Raw genomic sequence first — 22,572 nt, 5'->3', positions numbered from 1 at the left:
CACAGTCCGGACGCACCCCGCGCCGGAAATCGGTGGTGCGAACGGAGAGGTAAGAATGCGGCCCATCATTCCCGACTATCTGGCCGAGGCACTGGGAGATGTGGAGCCCGACGCCTCCGGAGAACCGGCGGCCTACATCCCCGAGCTGGCGGCGGCGGACCCCGAGCGCCTCGGCGCGGCCTTCGCCACCGTCGACGGTCGGATCCACGGCGCCGGTGACATCGACGTCCCGTTCACCATCCAGTCGATCTCCAAGCCGTTCGCGTACGCGCTGGCCCTCGCCGACCGTGGGTTCGCTCCGGTGCTGGCCAAGGTCGGCGTCGAGCCGTCGGGCGAGGCGTTCAACGAGATCTCCCTCGAAAGCGGCACCGGACGACCGTTCAATCCCATGATCAACGCGGGCGCCATCACCGTCCACTCACTGGTCGGCGCGGAGGATTCCGGTCCGGCGGAGCGGGTGGAACGGGTGCTCGACGGCCTTTCGGCCTTCGCCGGCCGTCGGCTGGCGATGGATGAGGAGGTCTGTGCGTCGGAGATGGCGCACGCGCACCGCAACCTCGCGATCGCGCACATGCTGCGCGGCTACGACGTCCTGACCGAGGACGCCGGGGCGGTCGTGGACGGCTACACGCGGCAGTGCTCCGTGCTCGTCACGACGCGGGATCTGGCCGTGATGGCGGCGACGCTGGCCAACCGCGGCGTGAACCCGCTCTCGGGTGAACAGGTGGTGCCGGAACAGGTGGTGCGGCAGGTGCTGAGCGTGATGTTGAGCTGTGGCATGTACGACGCGGCCGGTGACTGGACAACCCAGGTCGGCATCCCCGCGAAGAGCGGGGTGGCCGGTGGCCTGATCGGAGCGCTGCCCGGACGCATCGGCATCGCCACGTTCTCGCCGCGTCTGGACAGCCACGGCAACAGCGTGCGCGGGGTGTCCCTGTTCGAGCGATTCTCCTCGGACATGGGCCTGCACGTGATGGAGGTCCCCTCCGCCGGACGGGCGGTCCTGCGGTCCAACCACGTCGTCGGCAGCGGACCGGACGCTCTCCGTGTCCTGGAACTCCAGGGCGGCATCGGCTTCGCGGGAGCCGAGCGCGTGGTGCGGGAAGTCCTGGAGACGGCTCCCCAGGAGACGCGGGTGGCCATCGACCTCACACGTGTCCACGCGATCGACGACGTGGCACGGCGGATGGTGCTGGAAGTCGCGCGCCGGCTGACACTGGACGGCCAGGAGGTCTACCTCGTCGACCCGGAAACGGTCATTCCTGACCCCGAACCCGGAGACGGCGGCCGGGTCACCGTCGTCCACGAGGTGGATCAGGCGACGCTCCCTTCGGCGTGAGCACCGACCTTTCGGTACGGGCGGGGACACACGTCAGCCGGGCCTCTTCACGGGTGGGCATCCAGAGGTCACCACGGGATGCGCGGGAAGTCGCGGCCACCGCTGCCCGCGCACCACACTGTCGAGCATGACGAAGGACTCTGTGAACCACTCCGATCTGCGCACCCGAGCTCCCTCACTCGCGGCCGGCATGGCCGCCGCCGATCACAGCCCGGACGTCCAGCTGTCCCAGACGCGCCACCGCGCCGCACTCGTGGCGAGCTGGGACATCGCCCCGGGCTCAACCGTCCTGGAACTCGGCTGCGGTCAGGGGGACATGACCGCCGTCCTCGCAGAGGCGGTCGGACCCACGGGGCGCGTGGTCGCCACCGACGTGGCCGACCCCTCCTACGGGGCGCCGGTCACCCTCGGAGCATCGTCGGCCCGGCTCTCAGCCGGCCCGCTCGGGCCCCGCATCGACTTCCGCTTCTCCACCGACGTGCTCGACTCATCCGTCGAATTCCCCGAGAACACCTTCGACCACGTCGTGCTCGCACACTGCTCCTGGTACTTCGCCTCGCTTGCCCAGCTGCGAGACACACTCACCCGGATACGGCCGTGGGCGCGACGCCTGTGGTTCACCGAATGGGACTTGACGCCCGTATCCGACGACCAGCTGGCGCACCTCCTCGCCGTGCTGATCCAAGGTCAGATCGAGGCCGCGGGGTCACACGGCCAGGGCAACGTTCGCACGCCCTTCTCCCGCGAGGCGCTGCTGCGACTCCTGCCGGAGGCCGGCTGGACGGCCCAGGGGAGCAGACCGGTCGACACCGAGGATCTGCAGGACGGCGACTGGGAAATCGCCGCTTGCCAGGACCTGACCAATACGCGGGATCGTATGGACGCGCTGCCCGAGCCGCTGCGACAGCTCGTCCTCAGCCAGACCGACGTTCTGCGGACCATCGCCAGACCGCGCGGCAACCGCTCGCTCCCCGCGTACGCGGTCACCGCGACCTGACGGTGACGCGGGCGACGGATGCTACGACACCGCCTGGCCCTTGCCGAGGGCGATGACGCCGTTGCGCGAGACGGTGTAGAGCTCATGGTCCCGTTCGGGGTTCACGCCTATCGTCGCCCCGGGCGGGATGTCGACGTTCTTGTCGAGGATCGCGTTGCGCACGACCGCTCCCCTGCCGACGCGCACACTGTGGTGCAGCACGGAGCCCTGGACCACCGCGCCCTGCTCGACGATCACACCGGGCGAGAGCACTGACCCGGTGACCTGGCCGCGGATCACGCAGCCCGGGCTCACGATCGACTCGCCGGCGATGCCTCCGGAAACGAAGCGGGCCGGGGCCTGGTGGCCCGCGTGGGTGTACATGGGCCAGCGTTGGTTGTAGAGGCTGAACAGCGGCTGCTCGGATATGAGGTCCATGTGGGCCTCGTAGTAGCTGTCCAGAGATCCCACGTCCCGCCAGTACCCGTGCTCGCGCTGGGTCTCGCCCGGCACGTGGTTGTCGTCGAAGTCGTAGACGTGCGCGGCCCCGCGCTCGGTGAGCATGGGCAGGATGGATCCGCCCATGTCGTGGACGGAGTCGTCGTCCTCGGCGTCCTGGTGGAGGGCGTCGACGAGGACCTTCGTGGAGAAGAGGTAGTTGCCCATCGAGGCGAAGACCCTGGTCGGGTCGTCGGGCAGGCCGGGCGGGTCGGAGGGCTTCTCCAGGAAGCGTTCCACGCGTGAGCCGTCGGAGGCCGGGGTGATGACGCCGAAGGCGGAGGCTTCCGCACGGGGCACCTTGATGCCGGCGACAGTGACGCCGGCGCCGCTCTCGATGTGCCGCTCCAGCATCTGACGCGCGTCCATGCGGTAGACGTGGTCGGCTCCGAACACCGCTATGTAGTCCGGCTGTTCGTCGTGGACGAGGTTGAGCGACTGCAGGATGGCGTCCGCGCTGCCGAGGTACCAGCGCGGGCCGAGGCGCTGCTGGGCCGGGACCGGCGTGACGTAGTTGCCGAGCAGGCTGGACATCCGCCAGGTGGTGGTCACATGGCGGTCCAGCGAGTGCGACTTGTACTGGGTGAGGACGCAGATCCTCAGGATGTCGGCGTTGACGAGGTTCGACAGGACGAAGTCGACCAGCCGGTAGGTTCCGCCGAAGGTCACCGCGGGCTTCGCCCGGTCGGCCGTCAGCGGCATCAGCCGTTTGCCCTCTCCTCCCGCAAGTACGATCCCGAGCACCGAAGGTCCAGCGCGCATGGCCACTCCCCCTCCTGAAACACCGAACCGTTCCCGGCTACACCTTTTTGACGATCTCCTCGTACACCTCGAGAGTCCGCCGGGCGACCATGTCCCAGCCGAACTCCCGCACCGCACGTTCACGGCCCGCCTCACCCATCCGCAAGGCCGCCGGACGGTCGGCGAGCACCTGGCCGATCGCTTCGGCGAGATCCGCCTCGAACCGGGCCGGCTGGTCGGCCTCGTACGGGACGAGCAGTCCCGTGCTGCCGTCGGAGACGACCTCGGGGATGCCGCCGACCGCGGAGGCGACCACCGCGGTGCCGCAGGCCATCGCTTCGAGATTGACGATGCCCAGGGGCTCGTACACGGAGGGGCAGACGAACACGGCTGCTCTGCTGAGGAGTTGGATGACGTCGGGGCGCGGAAGCATGTCCGGGATCCAGTGGACCCCGTCGCGCGAGCGCTTCAGTTCGCCGACGAGTTCGCGGAACTCGGCCTCGATCTCCGGAGTGTCGGGCGCGCCCGCGCAGAGCACCAACTGCGCTGAGGGGTCGAGCCGGTGGGCAGCGCGCAGCAGGTGCGGAACGCCCTTCTGGCGCGTGATCCGGCCGACGAACAGGACGAAGGGGCGGTCCGGGTCGACGCCCAGGCGGCGCAGCACGTCGACTCCGGGAACGGGCCGGTACAGGCGGGTGTCGATGCCGTTGTGGACGACCCTGACCCGGTCGGGATCCAGCTGCGGGTAGCAGCCGAGGATGTCGGCGCGCATGCCCCGCGAGACGGCGATCACGGCGTCGGCGGACTCCACGGCGGTGCGCTCGGCCCAGCTGGACAACGCGTAGCCGCCGCCGAGCTGTTCGGCCTTCCAGGGGCGCAGAGGCTCCAGCGAGTGGGCGGTCATCACGTGCGGGATGCCGTAGAGCAGTCCGGCGAGGTGGCCCGCGAGGTTGGCGTACCAGGTGTGCGAGTGCACGAGGTCGCGGCCTTCGAGCGCGGCGGCGATGGACAGGTCCACGGAGAAGGCGCGCAGCGCGTCGTTGGCCCCGTCCAGCTCCCGGCCGGGCCGGTGCCTGACCAGGCCGTCCGAGGCTCCTTCGCCCCAGGAGTGGACCTCCAGATCGGTGAGCGCGCGTAACTCCCCTGCCAGGAACTCGACATGGACACCGGCCCCGCCGTAGACGTCCGGCGGGTACTCACGACTCAGCAGTCCCACCTTCACGTCCGACCCCCTGTCGTCGATGACCTTCTGCCCTTGATGGTCACGCACATGCCTCTGCGGGGGAAGAACACGGCGGCGCGCGGTCCCTCCCCGTGAGGCGTCTCGGGGATCGAGTGGACGACCACCCCGACAGGCCACAACCGCGACCTCGCCGGTACCCCTAACCCCTGAGCGTCCCCAGCCGTCGCCTCGGGCCGCCACTGTGACGCACCCCTAATCGATCCCGGACGACCGGAAGACCGACCGCGCCGCTTCCTCGTCCATCCGGCGTACGAGCCGGTCGAAGCAGGCCGTTCCCCGTACGAGGCTGCCACACCGGCGTGACTCCCGGGCATCGGCCTCCAGCCGGAGCCAGAGGGACGGGTTGGCGCGCAGCAGGCAGAAGTCCAATGGGGCCTGGGTGCCGCGGACATCGGTCAGGATCACGCGCTCGGACACGTCGGCAGGCCATTGGAGAGCGGAAAGCCGATCCGTGAGGACGACTTTCGTGGTGAACAGCCCCCGGACGACAAGCCGTCCGGGGGCCAGACTGATCCTCGGCGGGAAGAGAACGACGAGCAGCACCGCCGCCAGACAACCCCAGCCTGCCGTGCGGATCATGGTCACGCCGGGGCCGACCGCGTCGACGAGCAGCGCGGCCACGAAGAACGCGGTCCCGATGCCGACGGCCGCGCGCGCTTGCGGACGCCACAGAACGTCTTCGTGTCCGTCGGCCCCTGCCGGCGCGGGAGTTGGATCGTGCATCCCGGTCACGTTAGGGGGCACCGCGAAGGGCGATGCAGCCCCATACGGAAGTCATACACGCTCACGCCGGGTTCTGACGCACACCTGATGGCAGGCCCACGTCGTACTCGACGAATTCACGCTCCAGGCGGAGTCCCGCGTTCCATGCCAGCAGACGTCCTGGGCGGTCGTGCGACGCGCAGGACAGGATGGCACGGTGCCCGCGGGCGTTGACGTCAGCCGTGTGGGCGATGAGACACGCGAGGGTCGGACGCCAGAGCCGCTCGTCGCGAACGGGCGTGACGATCAGGTTCTCGTAGCGGCGTCCGAGGAAGCCGGTGCAGACGAGAGCCCGGACGCGTCCGTGCCGGAACGCACCCCAGCCGAGCCCGGACGCGGCGAGGGCGGGCGCCCCCTCCCACGGTCCGTATGCGGCCGCGCCGTCCGGCCCGCACGCGTCGAGCTCGGAGGCATCGGCGGCGGTGAGGCGCCGGACCACGATCCCGTGCGGTACGTGGGGAGCTCCGGCCGGAGACGCGGCCTGAAGGTAGAGCATTCTCGCGTTGGCGCACACGTCGTCGAACGCCTCGGTCAGCAGGGGCAGAAAGCGGTCCGGGGCTTCGACGCGGTGGCCCGAGAGTGGAGCCAGTTCCGCAGAGGGAAGGGCCCTGGGGTCACCCGCCAGGGTGGCGCGTCCGCCGCAGGCGACGGCGACCGCACGGGGGCGAGTCGGGTGGTCGTCCCACGACCAGCCGGTCCGCGTGGCGAAGACGTGCTCCACCAGCGTGGCGGGCCCGGGGGCGCCGGGCAGGAGCAGCGGTTGAAGGGAAGGGGCGAGCGGAACAGTGCGCGAGGTCATGCGAACTCCGGGGAGGTGCGGGTAAAGCAGGTGCGGCCCCGGGAAGGGCCGCACCTGGTGTCAGCGCTGACCGGCCTTGCGGCCGTGGTTCGCTCTCTTCTTCCTGCGGGCCCTCTTCTTACGGGCGCGTCGGGACATGGTGGGGCCGCCTTTCAGACGGTCTGGCCGACCAGCGAGTCGGCGAGCTTGGTGAGGCGCTTGACCGCGCGGGGCTCCGCCGCGATGGCGGCCGGGGGGACCCGCTGGTCGCGGTCGTAGTAGGCGCCGTTGACGATCTCCACCGACGGGTCGCAGAGCCGGACGACATGGGCCGCTCCTTCGGCCGGCGCTTCGCCTTCGTGCGCGTACAGCGGCAGCAGGCTGGTGACACAGACCCCCGGGTGCACGGAGACCGCGGTGACCCGGGGGTCAGCGGCGAAGACGGTCAGTGCCAGCTGGGACTGGGCGTAGGCCGCGAGCCGGGAGTAGCGCTTGGTCCGGTTGACGTCGTTCCACTGGATGGAACCCGTCCGGTGGAGCGAGGAGGACACGTTCACCACGCGGCCCCCGGGATCCGTCGTCAGGGCCGGTTCCAGGAGGTGTGTCAGCAGGTAGTGGGCGAGGAAGTTGACCTGGAAGGCGATCTCGTGCCCGTCCCCGGTGGTGGTGTGCCGTTCGGGGGCGGCCATTCCGGCGTTGTTGACGAGCACGTCCAGGCGCGGGTGCTTCGCGAGAATCTGCTGAGCCAGCTGCTCAACCTCTTCCAGTCGGGCGAAGTCGGCCCCGTGGGCGCAGAGTCGCTCGGCGGGCACATCCGAGAGGGTGATCAGCCGGTCGGCGGCGGCGTGTGCCTCCTCGGCGGTTCGCCCGTGCAGGAGCACCGTCGCTCCGCGTTCGGCGAGCAGCCGAGCGGTCTGATGGCCGATACCGGTCGTGGCTCCGGTGACGAGAACGGTACGTCCGGACAGCGAAGAAGACATGCGTCATCCAAGGTTCTGGGAACAATGAGAACGAAGAGGCCCCGCGGCACGATGCTCGCGGGGCCGGAAAAGTCGGGTGGAAGGGCGTCAGCCCTCGACACGCTCACTTTCCGAACAGCAGGCCGCGCGGCCGGTCGACGCCTGATGAGGCGGCCGGTCGAGCAGGAGCCAAGTGCTGTTCACGCCTCCATGGAATCCCTTGCCGCCGCCTGGAGGCAAGCACGACAGCACTCCTCTTACGCCCCTCTGACGGCGGGCTGCCTCACCCCCTGAACGTCTCCAGCAGCCGCAGCCACACCTCGCTGATGGTCGGGTACGCCGGAACCGCGTGCCAGAGGCGGTCGATGGGGACCTCCCCCGCGACCGCGATCGTCGCCGAGTGCAGGAGTTCGCCGATGCCCGGGCCGACGAACGTGACGCCGAGCAGGATCTCGCGGTCGAGGTCCACGATCATCCGGGCGCGGCCCCGGTAGCCGTCGGCGTAGAGCCCCGAGCCGGCGACCGAGGCGAGGTCGTAGTCGACGGCGCGTACGCGGTGGCCCGCGCGTTCGGCCTCGGCGAGGGTCAGGCCGACGGATGCGGCCTCGGGGTCGGTGAAGACGACCTGGGGGACGGCAGCGTGGTCGGCGGTGGCCGCGTGGGCGCCCCAGGGGGCCGTGTCCAGGGGGGTTTCCCCGGCGCGGGCGGCGATCGCCGCTCCCGCGATGCGGGCCTGGTACTTGCCCTGGTGGGTCAGCAGGGCCCGATGGTTGGCGTCCCCGACCGCGTACAGCCAGTCCGTGCCCTCGACGCGGCAGCTGTCGTCCACGGTGAGCCAGGAGCCGGGTTCGAGGCCGATCGTCTCCAGGCCCAGGTCGTCCGTGCGCGGGGCCCTGCCGGTGGCGAAGAGGATCTCGTCCGCCTCGACACGGTCGCCGTCGTCCAGCTCGACGGTGACGGGGGCGTCGGGGGCGGGGCGGTGAACGGCGGTGACGGAGACGCCGGTACGGATCCGGGCGCCGGCCTCCGTGAGCGCGTCGGCGATCAGCTCGCCGGCGAAGGGCTCCATCTTCGGGAGCAGGCCGCCGCCCCGGATCAGCAGGGTCACCTCGGAGCCCAGCGCCTGCCAGACGGTCGCCATCTCCACGCCCACGACTCCCCCGCCGACGATCACGAGCCGGGCCGGGGCCTCCTTGGCGCTGGTGGCCTCGCGGCTGGTCCAGGGGCGGGCCTCCTCGATGCCGGGGAGGGCGGGGACCACGGCCCGGGTGCCGGTGCAGACGGCGACGGCGTGCCGGGCGGTGAGGCGGTGCTCCGTGCCGTCGGGGGCGGTGACCGTGACCGCCCGGGGGCCGGTGATCCGCCCCGTACCCCGGTAGACGTCCGCTCCGACGCTGTCCAGCCAGGCGACCTGGCCGTCGTCCTTCCACTGGCTCGTCTTCTCGTCCCGGTGCGCGAGGACGGCCCCGGTGTCCAGGGGGCCCTGCACGGCTTCGCTCAGTCCCGGCACCCGGCGGGCGTCGGCGCGGGCGACGACGGGGCGCAGCAGCGCCTTGCTCGGCATACAGGCCCAGTAGGAGCATTCACCGCCGACCAGCTCGGATTCCACCACCGCTGCGGAGAGCCCGGCGGCGCGGACCCGGTCGGCCACGTTCTCCCCCACCGGTCCCGCACCGATGACCACCACGTCGTACGTCGAGCTCTCGGAGGTCTTCCCTGCATCAGTCATGGAAACAGTGTCCTCGTGGGTGTGCGCCCCGGCCACATGGGCAGGCGGAATAGCGCAAGTGACGTCACCGTTGTGCCGGACAGGACCGTCAGGATCCCCGGCAGAGGAAGAGGTATCCCCCGCATGAGCACCGTCGAGCTCACCAAGGAAAACTTCGATCAGGTCGTCAGCGAGAACGGTTTCGTCCTGATCGACTTCTGGGCTTCCTGGTGCGGCCCCTGCCGGCAGTTCGCGCCGGTCTACGACTCGGCCTCCGAGCGCCACCCGGACCTGGTCTTCGCCAAGGTCGACACCGAGGCGCAGCAGGAGCTGGCGGCGGCCTTCGAGATCCGCTCCATCCCGACGCTGATGATCGTCCGGGACAATGTCGCGGTCTTCGCGCAGCCCGGCGCTCTGCCGGAGGCGGCGCTGGAGGACGTCATCGGACAGGCCCGGAATCTGGACATGGACGAGGTCCGCAAGTCCGTCGAGGAGCAGAAGCGGGCGGCCGAGGCGGGGCAGGACCAGCCGGAGCCCCAGTAGCCGCCCGACCGGCGCACGAACGACCCGGAGGCCCTGACCGACACCGATGACGCGGTGTGCGCGGTCGGGGCCTCTGTCGTGCCCGGGCGCGGGGCGGTGCGCAGGTGTTCTCGGGGCGCGGGGCGGTGCGCAGGTGTTCTCAGGACGCGGGGCGCTCGCCCTCGGCCCCGGCGACGCGGACCGACATGCCGTAGTCGAGTTCCTCGCCGTCGATGAGCACGGCCTCCACCGTCCGGGTCTCCGGATCGACGTCCGCCTCCATGCCGTCGCCCGCATAGCGGGGGTAGCCCGAGGCCCCCGTCTCGCCGGTGGCGGCGACGACCGCGGACCGGATCGGCCGGCCGGGGGCTCCGGACCGCGTCCTGCTGTGGTCGGGGATCAGGAGGAGCTCGTAACTCTGCGGATGGCTCATGCCTCCGACGCTAGACATCCGCCGTGCACCGCGCACGTCGTCGCGCCGGAGGCGGTCAGCTGGATTCCCGGTGGACGGCGCTGGTGCGGAGCAGGTCGTGGTGGACCGTTGGCCCGCCCGGGTTCTGGACCATGCGGTCGATGGTCTCGGCCATCGGTTGCGGCAGGGCGAGCTCCATCCGGACCGTGCTCAGCCGGGGGCGCAGCAGCCTGCCGATGAGGGAGTCGTCCGCGCCGATCACCGCCGTGTCGGCGGGCACGGCCACGCCCGCGTCCTGGAGGGCCCGCATCATCAGCATGGCGTACTCGTCGTTGTACGCGAACACCGCGTCCAGTCCCAGTTCCGGCCAGCGGGCGGCCAGCTGCTGTGCGGACTCCTCCTCGTACCGCAGCGGCAGCGGGCGTACGCGGGCCCCCGCGGATTCGGCGGCACGCCGCGCGCCGGCGAGTCGGGGTTCGGAGAAGGACGCCCGGCACGGTTCCTGGGGCATGACCACGCCGATGTGGCGTCGGCCGCGCGCCAGCAGGTGTTCCACGGCGCTTCCTCCGACCCGGCGCTGGTCCATGACCAGGCCGTGCGCCCCTGGCACCGGTTCGGGCCCCAGGGTGATCACCGCCTTGGCGCCGGAGCGGGTCAGGATCCCCGTGCCGTGCGGGGTGAGGGTGATGCCGGGCGGTACGACGACGGCGACGGGCCGCAGTTCGGCCCAGGCCGTGGCCGCCTCGTCGGCGGTGAGGCCGACGCTGCCGTACTGGACGACGGTGTAGTCCAGGCGGCGCAACCCGGACTGGAGTTCCTCGAAGAAGTACTGGTGCGGTGGTCCCCCGGGTATGTGGCCGGAGGGCAACAGGACCATGCGGCTGTGTCCGGCGCGCAGACTGCGGGCAGCCGCGTGCGGCACGTAACCCAGTTGGAGCGCGGCCTCTCTGACCCGGCGTCGGGTGGGATCGCTGATCCGGACGGCGGCGTTGTTGTTCAGTACGTACGACACGGTGGCCCGGGACACTCCGGCGAGGCGCGCGACATCGGCGCTGGTCGGGACGGAGACTTCGGCGGGCTGATGGGGTAACTGGCTCATGGCGTCGGGAAGTCTTCCAGACCCGTGGGAGCGGGTTTCGGCCCGGGGCCCGCAGGTCCGGTCACGGTGGCCGGAACGCCGCCCCGCGGCCCGGGTCCGACGCCCCGCTCCCAGGATCGGGGGTCAAGCGTTCTACGGTGTTGCGATGACGTTCCACGACAGCGCGTACCGTTCCGACAACCCCTTTGACGTGCCCGGCAGCAGCGGGCCGACCGCCACGGCGCAGGCCGAGCCCGCCGACGTGGGTTCCGTGCGCACCTCGTACGCCCCCGATCGCGACGGCGATCCCGACCCCGGCGAGATCGTCTGGACCTGGGTGCCTTTCGAGGAGAACGACGGGCGCGGGAAGGACCGCCCGGTGCTCGTCGTGGCCCGTGAGGAGGCGGGCACGCTGCTCGCCGTCCAGCTCTCCAGCAAGCAGCACGACCGGGATCACGAGTGGGTGGCGCTGGGCGCGGGACCGTGGGACAGCTCGGGGCGGCCGTCCTGGGCCGATCTGGACCGGGTGCTGCGGGTCCACGAGGACGGGATGCGCCGGGAGGCGTGCGCCCTGGACCGGGACCGCTTCGACCGGGTCGTGGGGCGGCTGCGCGAGCGGTACGGCTGGAGCTGAGGGCCCCTCCGTCGCGCGGACGGCCCGCCCGGGGCAGCCCTCGGGCTCAGGGCGTGTCGTCCGGATCAGGTCGGACCCCGTGAGCCCGACCTGATCCGAACGGCCCGCCCTGGGCGAAGGTCCGGGCGAAGGCGGCCCGGACCGCCGAGTCGGGGTCGCGGTCCAGGACGCCGAAGACGATCTGCTCGAAGTGGCCGCCGAATCGGCCGCCCTCGCCGAGCAGGGCCCGGAACGCCTCCGCCACCTGGCTCGGGTCGTTCTGGAAGACTCCGCAGCCCCAGGCGCCCAGGACGAGCCTGCGGTAGCCCCGTACGGCCGCGACCTCCAGCACCCGTTCGGCGCGGGCGGCGAGGGCGGCCGGGACACGGTGGGCGTCCTCGGGGGTCTGTCGTCGGATCACTCCGGCGTTCGGCGCGGGCGAGGTGAGGAATCCGGCCGCGTACGGGGCGTCCAGGAAGGCGCCCCGGTCGTCGCGGAAGACCGGCACGGCGGGCGAGTGGATCACCCGGTCGGTGTAGAAGGCGCTGCGCTCCGCGCGGTGGTGCGCGTAGTACTCCGGGGCGCACAGGAGGGTCGTGTGGAGGGCCGATCCGCGGCACAGGGCCTCCTCCTGGGCCTGCGCGCCGTTGAGGTAGCCGCCGCCGGGGTTGCGGGCGGAGGCGAAGTTCAGAACGGCGACCCGGCCGGGGGCCTCGCCGGTCATCCGGCGGGCCGCGGCGAGGCTGCTCTCGGCGGTGACCTCGATGTGCGGGACGCGGTCGGTGTCCAGGGCCGCGACGGGCACCGGATCCGGGCCGTAGAGCCTGGTGCCGGAGCGTGCGGCGGCCACGGCCCGCTCGATGGACACGTCCTGACCTGCCGCGTTGCGGTACCGCCCGGCCTCGACGACCGCTTCCGTCTCGCGCGCGATCCCGCGCAGCCGCGCGCTCACCGGCGCTCCCCCATGTGGTGCATACGGGGCATGCTCACGGGGAACCCGGCCTGGGCGCAACCGTATTTTCTTGGCTCGGGGGCACTCTTGTGCGATCTCCGGGTACGGGTTTCGCTGGTACGTACGCAGCTGCGAAGGAGGCCCTCATGGGCTTGGACATTCCAGGCGCGACGGGCGCGTGCCCGGACGCCGCCCCCCTCGACGAGCGCGGGGCGGAGGATCTGCTGCGCGGCATATGTTTCAAGACGGGCCCCCCTCGAACCGTCGGGGTGGAACTCGAATGGCTCATCCACGACCGGGCACGTCCTGATCTTCCGGTGGAGCAGGACCGGCTGGACAGCGCCGTCGAGGCGGTCCGGGCGCTGCCGCTGAGCGCGGCGCTCACGTTCGAGCCGGGCGGGCAGCTGGAACTCAGTTCACAGCCGGCCGGCTCGTTGATGGAGTGCGTCGAGACGACGGCGGCCGATCTGGCGGCGGTCCGCGGTTCGCTCGGTGCGGCGGGGCTCGCGCCGGTCGGGCTCGGCGTGGACCCGTGGCAGCAGCCGCGGCGCAGACTCCGGGAGCCGCGCTACGAGGCGATGGAGGCCGCGCTGGACCGTGCGGGGCCGGCCGGGCGGGCGATGATGTGCACCTCCGCTTCGGTCCAGGTCTGCCTGGACGCGGGCGAGGAGGAGCCGGGGCCGCTCGGTTACGGACGGCGCTGGCAGCTCGCGCACCTGCTGGGCGCGGTGCTGGTGGCGGCGTTCGCGAATTCGCCGTTCCAGCAGGGCCGCCGGACCGGCTGGCGCTCCACCCGGCAGTCGCTCTGGGCCGACCTCGACCCGGGCCGCACCCTCGCCCCGGGCCACGGGCGCGCCCCGCGCGAGGCCTGGGCCGCGCATGTGCTGGACACGCCCGTGCTGTGCATCCGACGCGAGTCGGGCCCGTGGGACGTGCCGGAGGGGCTCACCTTCCGCGAGTGGATCCGCACCGGGTCGCCCCGGCCGCCGGTGCAGGCCGATCTCGACTACCACCTCACCACGCTGTTCCCGCCGATCCGGCCGCGTGGGCATCTCGAACTGCGCATGATCGACGCGCAGAGCGGGCCCGACGGGTGGCTGGTGCCGCTCGCCGTCGCCACGGCCCTGTTCGACGACCCGGAGGCCGCCGAGACCGTGTACCGCGCGGTGAAGCCGCTGGCGGAGACGGCGGGCGCGGCGGCCGCCCCGCGCAATCCGCTCTGGACGGCGGCCGCCCGCGAGGGTCTCGCCGACCCGGAGCTGCGGGCCGCGGCCATCGCCTGCTTCGGGGCGGCGCTCCCGGCGCTGGAGCGGATGGGCGCAAGCGACGCGGTGCGCGGCACGGTGGCCGCCTTCACCGAACGCTATGTCGCCCGCGGCCGATGTCCGGCCGACGACCTGCCGGACCCCGGCGACCTCACCGATCCGAGCCTGCTGAGCGATCCGAGCACGCTCACGGATCCGAGCACGCTCTGCGATCCGAGCACGCCCTCCCGCCCCGGACCGCCCGAGCGGCCCGCGCGCACGCGCGAGGGCCTGGTCTCCGGCCGGCCGACGATCCCGCCGCATCCCGGAAAGGCGGCCTCCACATGACCGAGCCCCGTGAAGACTCCGCACACCGAGAGCACTCCGACGCGTTCGACCCGGCGCGTGCCACCGCCTCGGCGGGCTTCCCCGCCGCCTCCGGCATCGATCCGGAGACCCTGCGACGGCGTGCTCTCGACGCGCTGCTGACCGCGCGCGATCGCACCGCCCTGCTCACCGACAGCGTGGACGACGGTGAACTGACCGCACAGCACTCGCCGTTGATGTCGCCGCTGGTCTGGGACCTGGCGCACATCGGCAACCAGGAGGAGCAGTGGCTGCTGCGCGCCGTCGGCGGCCGGGAGGCACTGCGCCCGGAGATCGACGGGCTGTACAACGCCTTCGAGCACTCCCGCGCCTCCCGCCCCTCGCTGCCACTGCTGGCCCCGGCCGAGGCCCGGACGTACGCCTCCGACGTGCGGGGGCGGGCGCTCGACCTGCTGGAGGGCGCGCCGCTGCACGAGGGCGGACGGCCGCTGGAGCGGGCCGGGTTCGCCTTCGGGATGATCGCCCAGCACGAGCAGCAGCACGACGAGACCATGCTGATCACCCATCAGCTGCGGGCGGGTCCGGCGGCGCTCACCGCACCCGCCCCTCCCCCGCCCGTCGACGCCGAGGCGTTCCCGGACGAAGTCCTGGTCCCCGGAGGCCCGTTCACGATGGGAACCTCCGCCGAGCCGTGGGCCCTGGACAACGAACGCCCCGCGCACCGGCGCGACGTGGCCGCGTTCCACCTGGACACCTCGCCGGTCAGCTGCGGCGCGTACCTCCGTTTCGTCGAGGACGGCGGCTACGGGGACGAGCGCTGGTGGGCCCCCGACGGATGGGCGATGGTCCGCGAACACGGGCTTTTCGCACCGCTGTTCTGGCGGCGGGAGGCGGGGCAGTGGCTGCGCCGCCGGTTCGGGGTGACCGAGCCGGTGCCGGACGACGAACCGGTGCTGCACGTCAGCTGGTACGAGGCGGACGCGTACGCGCGCTGGGCGGGGCGGCGGCTGCCCACGGAGAGCGAGTGGGAGAAGGCCGCCCGCCACGACCCGGCCTCCGACCGTTCCCTGCGCTACCCGTGGGGCGACGAGGATCCGACGCCGGAGCGGGCCAATCTGGGGCAGCGGCATCTGCGTCCGGCGCGTTCCGGGGCGTATCCGCTGGGCCGGTCGCCGTCCGGAGCAGGGCAGTTGATCGGCGATGTGTGGGAGTGGACCTCCAGCGACTTCCTGCCCTATCCGGGGTTCGTGGCGTTTCCCTACCGCGAGTATTCGGAAGTGTTCTTCGGTCCGGGGCACAAGGTGCTGCGCGGCGGCTCGTTCGCCGTGGACCAGGTCGCGTGCCGGGGCACCTTCCGCAACTGGGACCTTCCGGTGCGGCGCCAGATCTTCGCCGGGTTCCGTACGGCGAGGGATGCCTGATGTGCCGTCATGTCGCCTATGTGGGCAAGCCGGTGGCGCTCGGCGAGGTTCTGCTGCGGCCCGAGCACTCCTTGGTGCGGCAGTCCTGGGAGCCGCGCCGCCAGCGCTACGGAACGGTCAACGCGGACGGTTTCGGCGTCGGCTGGTACGCGGACGGGGATCCGGCGCCCGGACGCTACCGCCGGCAGGGCCCCATATGGGGCGACGAGACCTTCACCGATCTGGCCCGGGTGATCCGCAGCACCGCGCTGCTCGCCGCCGTACGAGATGCCACCGAGGCGGGTGCGGACGGGGAGGCCGCGGCCGCGCCGTACGCCGCCGGGCGGATGTTGTTCAGCCACAACGGGGCGGTGAAGGGCTGGCCGGGTTCGCTCGCCGGTCCGGCTGCCGCCCTGCCCGCCGAGAAGCTGCTGTCGTTGGCCGCCCGCAACGACTCGGCGCTGGTCTGGGCGCTGATCCGGCACCGGACCGACGCCGGGGACGACGTGCCGCGCGCCGTCGCGGAGACGGTCCGCGAGGTCGCGGCCGCCGCGCCCGGATCCCGGCTGAATCTGCTGCTCACCGACGGCGCCACCATCACGGCGACCGCCTGGGGCGACACCCTCTGGTACCTCACGGAGCCGGGCCGCCGCACCGCGGTCGCCTCGGAGCCGTACGACGACGACCCGCTCTGGCGCGAGGTTCCCGACCGCACGCTGCTGGTCGCGACCTCCTCGGACGTCCTCCTCACCCCGCTCAAGGAGCCCACCGCGTGAGTCCCTTCCTGCTGACCCGTACCCTGCCGGTGGACGCGACGGACGCCGCGCTGCGCGCCGACGTTCTGAGCGGCCTGACCCGGCACCCCAAGACGCTGCCCCCGAAGTGGTTCTACGACGCCCGCGGCAGCGAGCTGTTCGAGGAGATCACCCGGCTGCCGGAGTACTACCCGACCCGCGCGGAGCGGGAGATCCTCCAGACACGCGCCGAGGAGATCGCCGCGGCCTCGGGCGCCCGGACCGTGATCGAGCTGGGCTCGGGGTCGTCCGAGAAGACCCGCCATCTCCTGGACGTCCTCCCCGAGTTGCACAGTTACGTGCCGGTGGATGTGAGCGAGAGCGCGCTGACGGGGGCGGCCGAGTCGCTGCTCGCGGAGCACCCCGAGCTGTCCGTGCACGCGCTGATCGCGGACTTCACCGGCGGCTTGGCCCTGCCGGGGACGCCGGGGCCCCGGCTGGTGGTGTTCCTGGGCGGCACGATCGGCAATCTGCTGCCGGAGGAGCGGGCGACGTTCCTGCGGTCGGTGCGCTCGCTGCTCTCCCCCGGCGACGCGCTGCTGCTGGGCACGGATCTGGTGAAGGAGGAGGAGACGCTGGTGGCCGCGTACGACGACGCGGCCGGGGTGACGGCGGCCTTCAACAAGAACGTCCTGAGCGTCGTCAACCGTGAGTTGGGGGCCGATTTCCCGCTCGACGACTTCGATCACCTCGCGGTGTGGAACCCGCGGGAGCGGTGGGTCGAGATGCGGCTGCGCGCCCGTCGGGCGCTGGGCGTCAAGATCCGGGAGCTGGACCTCGTGGTGCCGTTCGAGGCCGGTGAGGAGTTGCGTACGGAGGTGTCGGCGAAGTTCCGGCAGGAGGACGTCCGGGAGGAGCTGGCCGCCGCCGGTATGCGGCTGGCTCAGTGGTGGACGGACTCGGCGGGCCGGTTCGCCCTGTCGCTGGCCACGGCGGTCTGACAGGAGCGGCGGGGATTCTCCGTGCTGAGGACGGCCGTTCGTGCCCTGCCGGCCAGGGCTCGGCGGCCGTCCTTCCCGTCCGCGGGGATGGGTGCGAGCACGTCGATGTGGGCCGTGAGCCCGGCCGCCCGCACCACCCGCCACAGGGAGACGGCGAGCGGGTCGGAACCGACGAACGCGGCGGCGCCCGCGGCCGGTCCGCGGTGGTGTGCCGCGGTGCGGTAGGCGATGCGGACCGGGCGGACCGTCGCGCCGGCGTCGATCGCCGCCTGGAACGCGGCGGGCCGGAACGCGCCGCCGCGCCCCCGTCCGCACCAGGTGCTGCCCTCGGGGAAGACCACGACCCGGGAGCCGGAGCGCAGGGCCGTGGCGATGGTCCGTACGGCCGCGGGCAGGGCACGCAGCCGGTCCCGGTCGATGAACAGGGTGCCGCCGAGCGCGGCGAGCGGCCCGAGGAGCGGCCAGCGGCGGATCTCGCTCTTGGCGACCATGCGGCCGGGCAGGACGGCGGCGACCAGCGGGATGTCGAGCCAGGAGATGTGGTTGGCGACGACGAGTTCGCCGCCCGGGACGGGGTCCGGCGCCTGCTGCCGGACCACGACATGCACGCCGAACGCCCGTGGAACCGCGCGCGCCCAGCGCCGGATCAGCCGGCGCCGGGGGGCCGCACCGAGCAGCCGGACCAACGGGACGCAGGCCACCCCGAGCAGGACCAGCGTGCAGCCGGACAGCAGCAGGAGGGCGGCGGGGAGCGGGGCGCGTACGGCCCCGGCGTGCCGGGCGCAGCCGGCCGGTGTGCACGGGGCGACGGGCAGCCAGACGCTCATCGCAGGGGGGCCAGGGAGAGGAAGTGGCGCAGGTAGCGCGGGTCGGTGCGGCGCATCGAGAGCAGGACGTACAGGTCGGCGACGTTGAAGTCGGGGTCGTACGCCGGGGCTCCGCAGACCTGGGCGCCGAGCCGGAGGTAGCCGCGCAGCAGGGGCGGAAGGTCCGCCCGGGAGCCGGGTTCCGTGCCGTGCGCGGAGGAGTCCCAGAGGCGGTGGGGGGTGACCCAGTGCGTCTCCGGCGCGAGGTGTCCCGCGCGTACGGTGTTCCAGCTCCGGGCGGCCGACGCGCCGCCGTCGGTCAGCGGCAGGGAGCAGCAGCCCGCGATCCAGGTGTGGCCGCTGCGCTCCATGTAGCGGGCGAGTCCGGCCCAGACCAGGGCGATGACCGCGCCGTCGCGGTGGGCGGGGTGGACGCAGGAGCGGCCCACCTCGACGAGGTCGTCACGGATCGGAGCGAGCCGGGTGAGGTCGAACTCGCCCTCCGCGTAGAGGCGTCCGGCGATCCGGGCGCGGTCCGGGGGCAGCAGACGGTAGGTGGCGACGACGTCGCCGGTGGCGGTCTCCCGGACCAGCAGGTGGTCGCAGTAGGCGTCGAAGGCGTCGCTGTCCAGGCCGGGCTCGGGTCCCTCCAGCCGGGCTCCGAGCTCCCCGGCGAACACCAGGTGGCGCAGCCGCTGCGCCGCGCGTACGTCCTCCTGGCAGGTGGCGAGGGAGACCCGGTAGGCCGGTTCCGGGGCGGCGCCGGCCGGCTCGGGGGCGGAGGCAGGGGAAGGAGCCGGGACGGTGACGGCGGCAGGGACGGGGGAGGCGGCAGGGGCCGGGACGGAGGCGGGAGCGGCGGGGTGCGGGGCGACGGGCAGCACGGTCATGGCGGTCTCCGGGGACGGATCGGCGAGGGTCGCTGCCGGGCTGTCGCGGGGTGCGAGCGCCCGGCCCCTTACTTCTTCCGTCACTGGCTGGATTCGACATGACCGCTGCGGGGAGCGGGGATGTGCGACGGCTGAATCCCCAGGGATGCCGTGTCCCCGGGGGGCGCGGCATCCGGGAGGGATCAGCCGCTGCCGGTGAGCATGGCGGTGATGCGCTCGGACGCGGCCTTGGCCTCGCGGGCCGGTTCGCCGCCCTGGAGCACTGCCGTCATGTAGGGCTTGATCGGGTTCTCCGCCTCGACCCTGGCCCACTGGGAGGAGTTCGGGGTGGCGCGGCCCCGGGTGGCGCCCTCCGCCATCGCCGCGGTGCCTTCGTCACCCTCGATGACATGGGCGAGGCTCGGCTTGTTGGGGACGTAACTCATGCTCCGGGCCAGCTCCGTCTGCCACTTCTCGCTCGCCAGCGCCTTGACGACGGCGATGCCGGCGCTGCGCTCGTCGGCGTTCTTCGGGACGATCAGGTCGGAGCCGCCGGTGAATACCGAGCCGGGGGCTTTCGCTGTCTTGCCGGGAATGGGGAAGTAGCCGAGCTTTCCCTTGAGTTCGGGATTCTTCTGCTCGATGAGCGCGGCGCTGCCCGGCACCGAGATGATCTGCGCGACGTCGCCCTTGGCGAATACGTCGGTCTGCGGGGGCTTCTCCTCGTCGGCGTCCTTGGGGCCGTCGCCGAGCGCCTGGAGTTTCTGGTAGAAGTCCATGCCGGCCAGGGCCTGAGGGGTGTCCAGAGCGCCCTGCCAGTCGCCGCCGTTCTCGTCGGCGAGCTCGCCGCCCTCGTCCCAGATGAATCCGGCGAGCACGTACCAGTTCTGGCCTGCCAGGTAAATGCCCTGGTTGCCCGCGTTGTTGAGCTTCTCGGTGGCGGCGATCCACTCGGTGCGCGTCTTCGGGACGGAGCCGATGCCCGCTTCCTCGAAGATCTCCTTGTTGTAGATCACCACCCGGTTGGCCGCGTACCAGGGGATGCCGTACTGCACGCCGTTGATGCTGCCGGGCTGGGCCAGGCCGGGCAGCCAGTCCTCGCTGCCCAGGTCGCGCATCGATTCGAGGGTCAGATCCCGCAGGCCGCCGCTCTCCGCGTACTGCGCGACCTGCGTGTTTCCGACCTCGATGACGTCCGGTGCGTCGTCGCCCTCCAGCGCGGAGATGACCTTGGGGCCGATGCCGCTCCACTCCTGGATCGTGAAGTCCAGCTCGATCGAGGGGTTCTCCTCCTCGTACGAGCGGGTGAACTTGTCCAGGAAGCCGGGCGAGACGCTGTCCTTCATCAGCCAGACCGTCACGGTGCGGTCTCCGCCACCCGACCCCGATATGTAGCCGCATCCGCCGAGTGCGACGGTCGAGACGAGCGCGATGGCTCCGGCCAGGATGCGGTTCTTCACGTGGTCACCTTCTGCGAAACGGCACGACGAAATCGGACCCGGTGTGGGGGATTGCGGGCGGCGCTCGCACGGGTGGTTGGCTGAATCTTGGTATGGACCAATGAGTAGGTCAAGGCGGGCGCCCGCCCCGATGTGCCCCGCCCTCCCTCTCGCGGGACACCCCGGATTGGGGCACCGTGGTCACAGGAGAGGAGACAAACAATGGCTAACCACACCTATCGGGTCACCGAGATCGTAGGAACGTCCGAGGAGGGCATCGACGCGGCGATCCGGAACGGCGTCGCGAGAGCGGCGGAAACGTTGCACAATCTCGATTGGTTCGAGATTAATCAAGTTCGGGGACATATCGAAGATGGCCGAATCGCGCACTACCAGGTCGGCCTGAAGGTGGGCTTTCGGCTCGACGAAAACGCCTGATCAGGTCCGCCCTTCGCGTTCCTGGGCGTCTTTCAGCGCCGCCGAAGAATCGGCCCAACGCGCCCGCACCACAGCGAATCCGGCCACCTCGGCCGCATCGCAGACCAGCTCGTCGTCGTCCACGAGCACGCGCACCTGCCCCGTCCGCCCCAGCCGCCGGAGGATGTCCAGCTTCGTCCGGCGCGCGGGGCGGCGGTCGTCGTTGCGCCGCATGAACAGCGTTCCCTCGGGCAGCCCCTGACGGCTCAGCCAGCGCACGGTGTCGCGGCGGCACCGCTCGGGCCGTCCGGTCAGATAGACGATTCGGCACTCCGCGGCGCTCTCGTGCACCATCCGTACGCCCTCCGGGAGCGGCGGGTCGTCCGCGGCCGCGGCGAAGAAGCCGGCCCAGTCGCGCTTCGCGCCCTCCAGGAAATGCTGCCGGTGGGCCGTGTCCGCGAGGGTGCCGTCCAGGTCGAATACGGCCAGCGGCCGTGCGTCGTTGTCCACTCCTCCAGCTTAGGAAGTCCGCCGCCGGGAGGCATCGGCCGACGGGACCGGCCCGGGACGTCGGCCGGCGTGCGGGAATCCTGGGCGGGCGGCGGTGTTGAACAGGGCGTGAGCTCTGTGATCGCGTCGACCCGCTTCTCCGTCCTGGACCGTTCCCGCACCCGCGAGGGGCACGACGCCCCCCGGGCGCTGCGCGACACCGTGGACCTGGCCCGGGAGGCGGAAGCGCTCGGCTTCCACCGCTTCTGGGTCTCCGAGCACCACGGCGTGCCGGGGGTCGCGGGGTCCGCGCCGACGGTGCTGGCCGCCGCCGTCGCCGCCGCGACCTCCACCATCCGGGTCGGCACCGGCGGAGTGATGCTGCCCAACCACCGGCCGCTGGTCGTCGCCGAGCAGTTCGGGGTGCTCGCCTCCCTCTTCCCCGGCCGGATCGACATGGGGCTCGGCCGCTCCGTGGGCTTCACCGACGGTGTCCGCAGGGCGCTCGGCCACGGCAAGGAGGACGCCGAGGACTTCCCCGGACGGCTGGCGGAGCTGCTCGGCTGGATCGACGGCACCCAGCAGGCCCACCCCCGGGTGCACGCCCATCCGGCGGAGGGCCTGCACATCCCCGCGTACGTCCTGGCGATCGGGGAGGGCGCGTCGGTCGCCGCGGCCGCCGGGCTCCCCCTCGTCATCGGCGATCTGCGCGGCCGGGACAAGGTGCTCCGCGCCATCGAGGTCTACCGCCGCGACTTCCGCCCCTCTGCCCGCGCCGAGCGGCCCGAGGTGATCGTCGCGGGCACGGTGGCCGTCGCGGACACCGAGGAGGCGGCCCGTCGGCTGCTCGTGCCGGAGGCGTGGGCCATGGCGTACTCCCGTACGCACGGTGACTTTCCGCCGCTGGCCCCCGCCGAGCGCGTCGAGGCCCTGACCATGACGCCCAAGGAGCGGTCGCTGTACGAGCAGGGGCTCGAAGGCCATGTTTACGGCACCGAGGACCAGGTGGCCGCGCGGCTGGAACAGGCGATCGGGGAGACCGGGGCGGACGAGGTGCTCGTCACGACCAGCACGTACGACCGGGAGGCTCTGGTGGACTCGCTGCGGCGGCTCGCCCGGATCGCCCGCCCGCCGGTCCGGGCCGACGAGCGGGACCCGGGCCTCGGCCCGGTGAGCCACGCGGCGGGATCCCCCCGGGCCGCCACCGGCACCGACGCCTAGAATCGAACTGTTTGTCCCACCAGGCGTCAGCACCCCCCACTCGT

The 22,572-nt window shown here is 72.1% G+C and carries 23 protein-coding genes; 10 read left to right on the top strand and 13 right to left on the bottom strand.

Annotated features, from left to right (window positions below; translation table 11 throughout):
• Window positions 1–55: 55 nt before the first annotated feature.
• Together ACFWRV_RS13475 and ACFWRV_RS13470 are read left to right on the top strand one after the other, a co-directional pair.
• On the top strand, window positions 56–1,339 hold the full coding sequence (locus ACFWRV_RS13475) for a glutaminase (protein WP_384332970.1): 1,284 nt from the start codon (window positions 56–58) through the stop codon (window positions 1,337–1,339).
• 127 nt (window positions 1,340–1,466) lie between these two features.
• Complete coding sequence (locus tag ACFWRV_RS13470; protein WP_384332967.1) at window positions 1,467–2,336, top strand: class I SAM-dependent methyltransferase; 870 nt, start codon at window positions 1,467–1,469, stop codon at window positions 2,334–2,336.
• A 21-nt stretch (window positions 2,337–2,357) separates the two neighbouring features.
• On the opposite strand, the gene glgC is transcribed toward ACFWRV_RS13470, so the two are convergent.
• The 6 genes from glgC to ACFWRV_RS13440 all read right to left on the bottom strand — a co-directional run bounded on the left by glgC (window position 2,358) and on the right by ACFWRV_RS13440 (window position 9,025).
• Window positions 2,358–3,575: a glucose-1-phosphate adenylyltransferase gene (gene glgC, locus ACFWRV_RS13465; protein WP_384332964.1), complete on the bottom strand. Its 1,218-nt coding sequence runs from the start codon at window positions 3,573–3,575 to the stop codon at window positions 2,358–2,360.
• Window positions 3,576–3,612: 37 nt separating this feature from the next.
• The gene (gene glgA / locus ACFWRV_RS13460; protein ID WP_384332961.1) at window positions 3,613–4,776 is read right to left on the bottom strand and encodes a glycogen synthase; all 1,164 of its coding nucleotides are present in this window, start codon (window positions 4,774–4,776) and stop codon (window positions 3,613–3,615) included.
• 213 nt (window positions 4,777–4,989) lie between these two features.
• A complete protein-coding gene (locus ACFWRV_RS13455; RefSeq protein WP_384332958.1) occupies window positions 4,990–5,520 on the bottom strand; it encodes a hypothetical protein in 531 nt (176 codons plus the stop codon).
• A gap of 61 nt (window positions 5,521–5,581) precedes the next feature.
• Window positions 5,582–6,358, bottom strand: coding sequence for a GNAT family N-acetyltransferase (locus tag ACFWRV_RS13450; RefSeq protein WP_384332955.1), 777 nt, complete (start codon window positions 6,356–6,358; stop codon window positions 5,582–5,584).
• 152 nt (window positions 6,359–6,510) lie between these two features.
• Window positions 6,511–7,317 carry an SDR family NAD(P)-dependent oxidoreductase gene (locus ACFWRV_RS13445; protein WP_384332952.1) on the bottom strand — a complete coding sequence of 269 codons (807 nt, stop codon included), beginning with the start codon at window positions 7,315–7,317 and terminating at the stop codon, window positions 6,511–6,513.
• 262 nt (window positions 7,318–7,579) lie between these two features.
• Complete coding sequence (locus tag ACFWRV_RS13440) at window positions 7,580–9,025, bottom strand: dihydrolipoyl dehydrogenase family protein (protein ID WP_384332949.1); 1,446 nt, start codon at window positions 9,023–9,025, stop codon at window positions 7,580–7,582.
• A gap of 123 nt (window positions 9,026–9,148) precedes the next feature.
• On the opposite strand from ACFWRV_RS13440, the gene trxA reads away from it, so the two are divergent.
• Entirely contained in the window at window positions 9,149–9,547 is a 399-nt protein-coding gene (gene trxA, locus ACFWRV_RS13435; protein WP_384332946.1) for a thioredoxin, read from the top strand.
• Window positions 9,548–9,686: 139 nt separating this feature from the next.
• Here trxA and ACFWRV_RS13430 read toward each other — a convergent pair whose 3' ends face one another.
• Together ACFWRV_RS13430 and ACFWRV_RS13425 are read right to left on the bottom strand one after the other, a co-directional pair.
• Window positions 9,687–9,959: a hypothetical protein gene (locus ACFWRV_RS13430; RefSeq protein WP_384332943.1), complete on the bottom strand. Its 273-nt coding sequence runs from the start codon at window positions 9,957–9,959 to the stop codon at window positions 9,687–9,689.
• A 55-nt stretch (window positions 9,960–10,014) separates the two neighbouring features.
• Window positions 10,015–11,037 carry a LacI family DNA-binding transcriptional regulator gene (locus tag ACFWRV_RS13425; RefSeq protein ID WP_384332940.1) on the bottom strand — a complete coding sequence of 341 codons (1,023 nt, stop codon included), beginning with the start codon at window positions 11,035–11,037 and terminating at the stop codon, window positions 10,015–10,017.
• A gap of 145 nt (window positions 11,038–11,182) precedes the next feature.
• Between ACFWRV_RS13425 and ACFWRV_RS13420 the strand changes: the two genes are divergently transcribed.
• Window positions 11,183–11,650: a type II toxin-antitoxin system PemK/MazF family toxin gene (locus tag ACFWRV_RS13420; RefSeq protein WP_384332937.1), complete on the top strand. Its 468-nt coding sequence runs from the start codon at window positions 11,183–11,185 to the stop codon at window positions 11,648–11,650.
• A gap of 46 nt (window positions 11,651–11,696) precedes the next feature.
• Here the strand turns inward: ACFWRV_RS13420 and ACFWRV_RS13415 are convergent, their stop codons facing one another.
• Complete coding sequence (locus tag ACFWRV_RS13415) at window positions 11,697–12,581, bottom strand: TIGR02452 family protein (RefSeq protein ID WP_384332934.1); 885 nt, start codon at window positions 12,579–12,581, stop codon at window positions 11,697–11,699.
• A 146-nt stretch (window positions 12,582–12,727) separates the two neighbouring features.
• Here ACFWRV_RS13415 and egtA point away from each other — a divergent pair, with 146 nt between their 5' ends.
• Genes egtA through egtD form a run of 4 tightly spaced genes read left to right on the top strand, consistent with a single transcriptional unit; the run spans window position 12,728 to window position 17,287 of the window.
• A complete protein-coding gene (gene egtA, locus ACFWRV_RS13410; protein WP_384332930.1) occupies window positions 12,728–14,173 on the top strand; it encodes an ergothioneine biosynthesis glutamate--cysteine ligase EgtA in 1,446 nt (481 codons plus the stop codon).
• Entirely contained in the window at window positions 14,170–15,573 is a 1,404-nt protein-coding gene (gene egtB, locus ACFWRV_RS13405; RefSeq protein ID WP_384332927.1) for an ergothioneine biosynthesis protein EgtB, read from the top strand. Before egtA ends, egtB begins: the two co-directional genes overlap by 4 nt.
• Window positions 15,573–16,328: an ergothioneine biosynthesis protein EgtC gene (egtC, locus tag ACFWRV_RS13400; protein ID WP_384332924.1), complete on the top strand. Its 756-nt coding sequence runs from the start codon at window positions 15,573–15,575 to the stop codon at window positions 16,326–16,328. Before egtB ends, egtC begins: the two co-directional genes overlap by 1 nt.
• Window positions 16,325–17,287: an L-histidine N(alpha)-methyltransferase gene (gene egtD, locus ACFWRV_RS13395; RefSeq protein ID WP_384332921.1), complete on the top strand. Its 963-nt coding sequence runs from the start codon at window positions 16,325–16,327 to the stop codon at window positions 17,285–17,287. Before egtC ends, egtD begins: the two co-directional genes overlap by 4 nt.
• Here the strand turns inward: egtD and ACFWRV_RS13390 are convergent.
• From ACFWRV_RS13390 to ACFWRV_RS13380, 3 genes are all read right to left on the bottom strand, one after another.
• Entirely contained in the window at window positions 17,230–18,114 is an 885-nt protein-coding gene (locus tag ACFWRV_RS13390; protein ID WP_384332918.1) for a lysophospholipid acyltransferase family protein, read from the bottom strand. The genes egtD and ACFWRV_RS13390 overlap by 58 nt on opposite strands.
• Entirely contained in the window at window positions 18,111–18,983 is an 873-nt protein-coding gene (locus ACFWRV_RS13385) for a GNAT family N-acetyltransferase (RefSeq protein ID WP_384333071.1), read from the bottom strand. The genes ACFWRV_RS13390 and ACFWRV_RS13385 overlap by 4 nt, the downstream gene beginning before the upstream one ends.
• A gap of 182 nt (window positions 18,984–19,165) precedes the next feature.
• On the bottom strand, window positions 19,166–20,422 hold the full coding sequence (locus tag ACFWRV_RS13380) for an extracellular solute-binding protein (protein WP_384332915.1): 1,257 nt from the start codon (window positions 20,420–20,422) through the stop codon (window positions 19,166–19,168).
• 201 nt (window positions 20,423–20,623) lie between these two features.
• On the opposite strand from ACFWRV_RS13380, the gene ACFWRV_RS13375 reads away from it, so the two are divergent.
• A complete protein-coding gene (locus ACFWRV_RS13375; RefSeq protein WP_137228147.1) occupies window positions 20,624–20,839 on the top strand; it encodes a dodecin in 216 nt (71 codons plus the stop codon).
• Here ACFWRV_RS13375 and ACFWRV_RS13370 read toward each other — a convergent pair whose 3' ends face one another.
• Complete coding sequence (locus ACFWRV_RS13370; RefSeq protein ID WP_384332911.1) at window positions 20,840–21,328, bottom strand: hypothetical protein; 489 nt, start codon at window positions 21,326–21,328, stop codon at window positions 20,840–20,842.
• A 117-nt stretch (window positions 21,329–21,445) separates the two neighbouring features.
• Between ACFWRV_RS13370 and ACFWRV_RS13365 the strand changes: the two genes are divergently transcribed.
• Entirely contained in the window at window positions 21,446–22,528 is a 1,083-nt protein-coding gene (locus tag ACFWRV_RS13365) for an LLM class flavin-dependent oxidoreductase (protein WP_384333068.1), read from the top strand.
• The last annotated feature ends 44 nt before the right edge of the window (window positions 22,529–22,572 follow it).

The sequence above is a fragment of the Streptomyces sp. NPDC058576 genome, assembly GCF_042718715.1.
Lineage (GTDB): Bacteria > Actinomycetota > Actinomycetes > Streptomycetales > Streptomycetaceae > Streptomyces.
The sequence above is the reverse complement of the archived record's forward strand: the minus strand, read 5'-3'. Positions and strand labels throughout refer to the sequence as shown.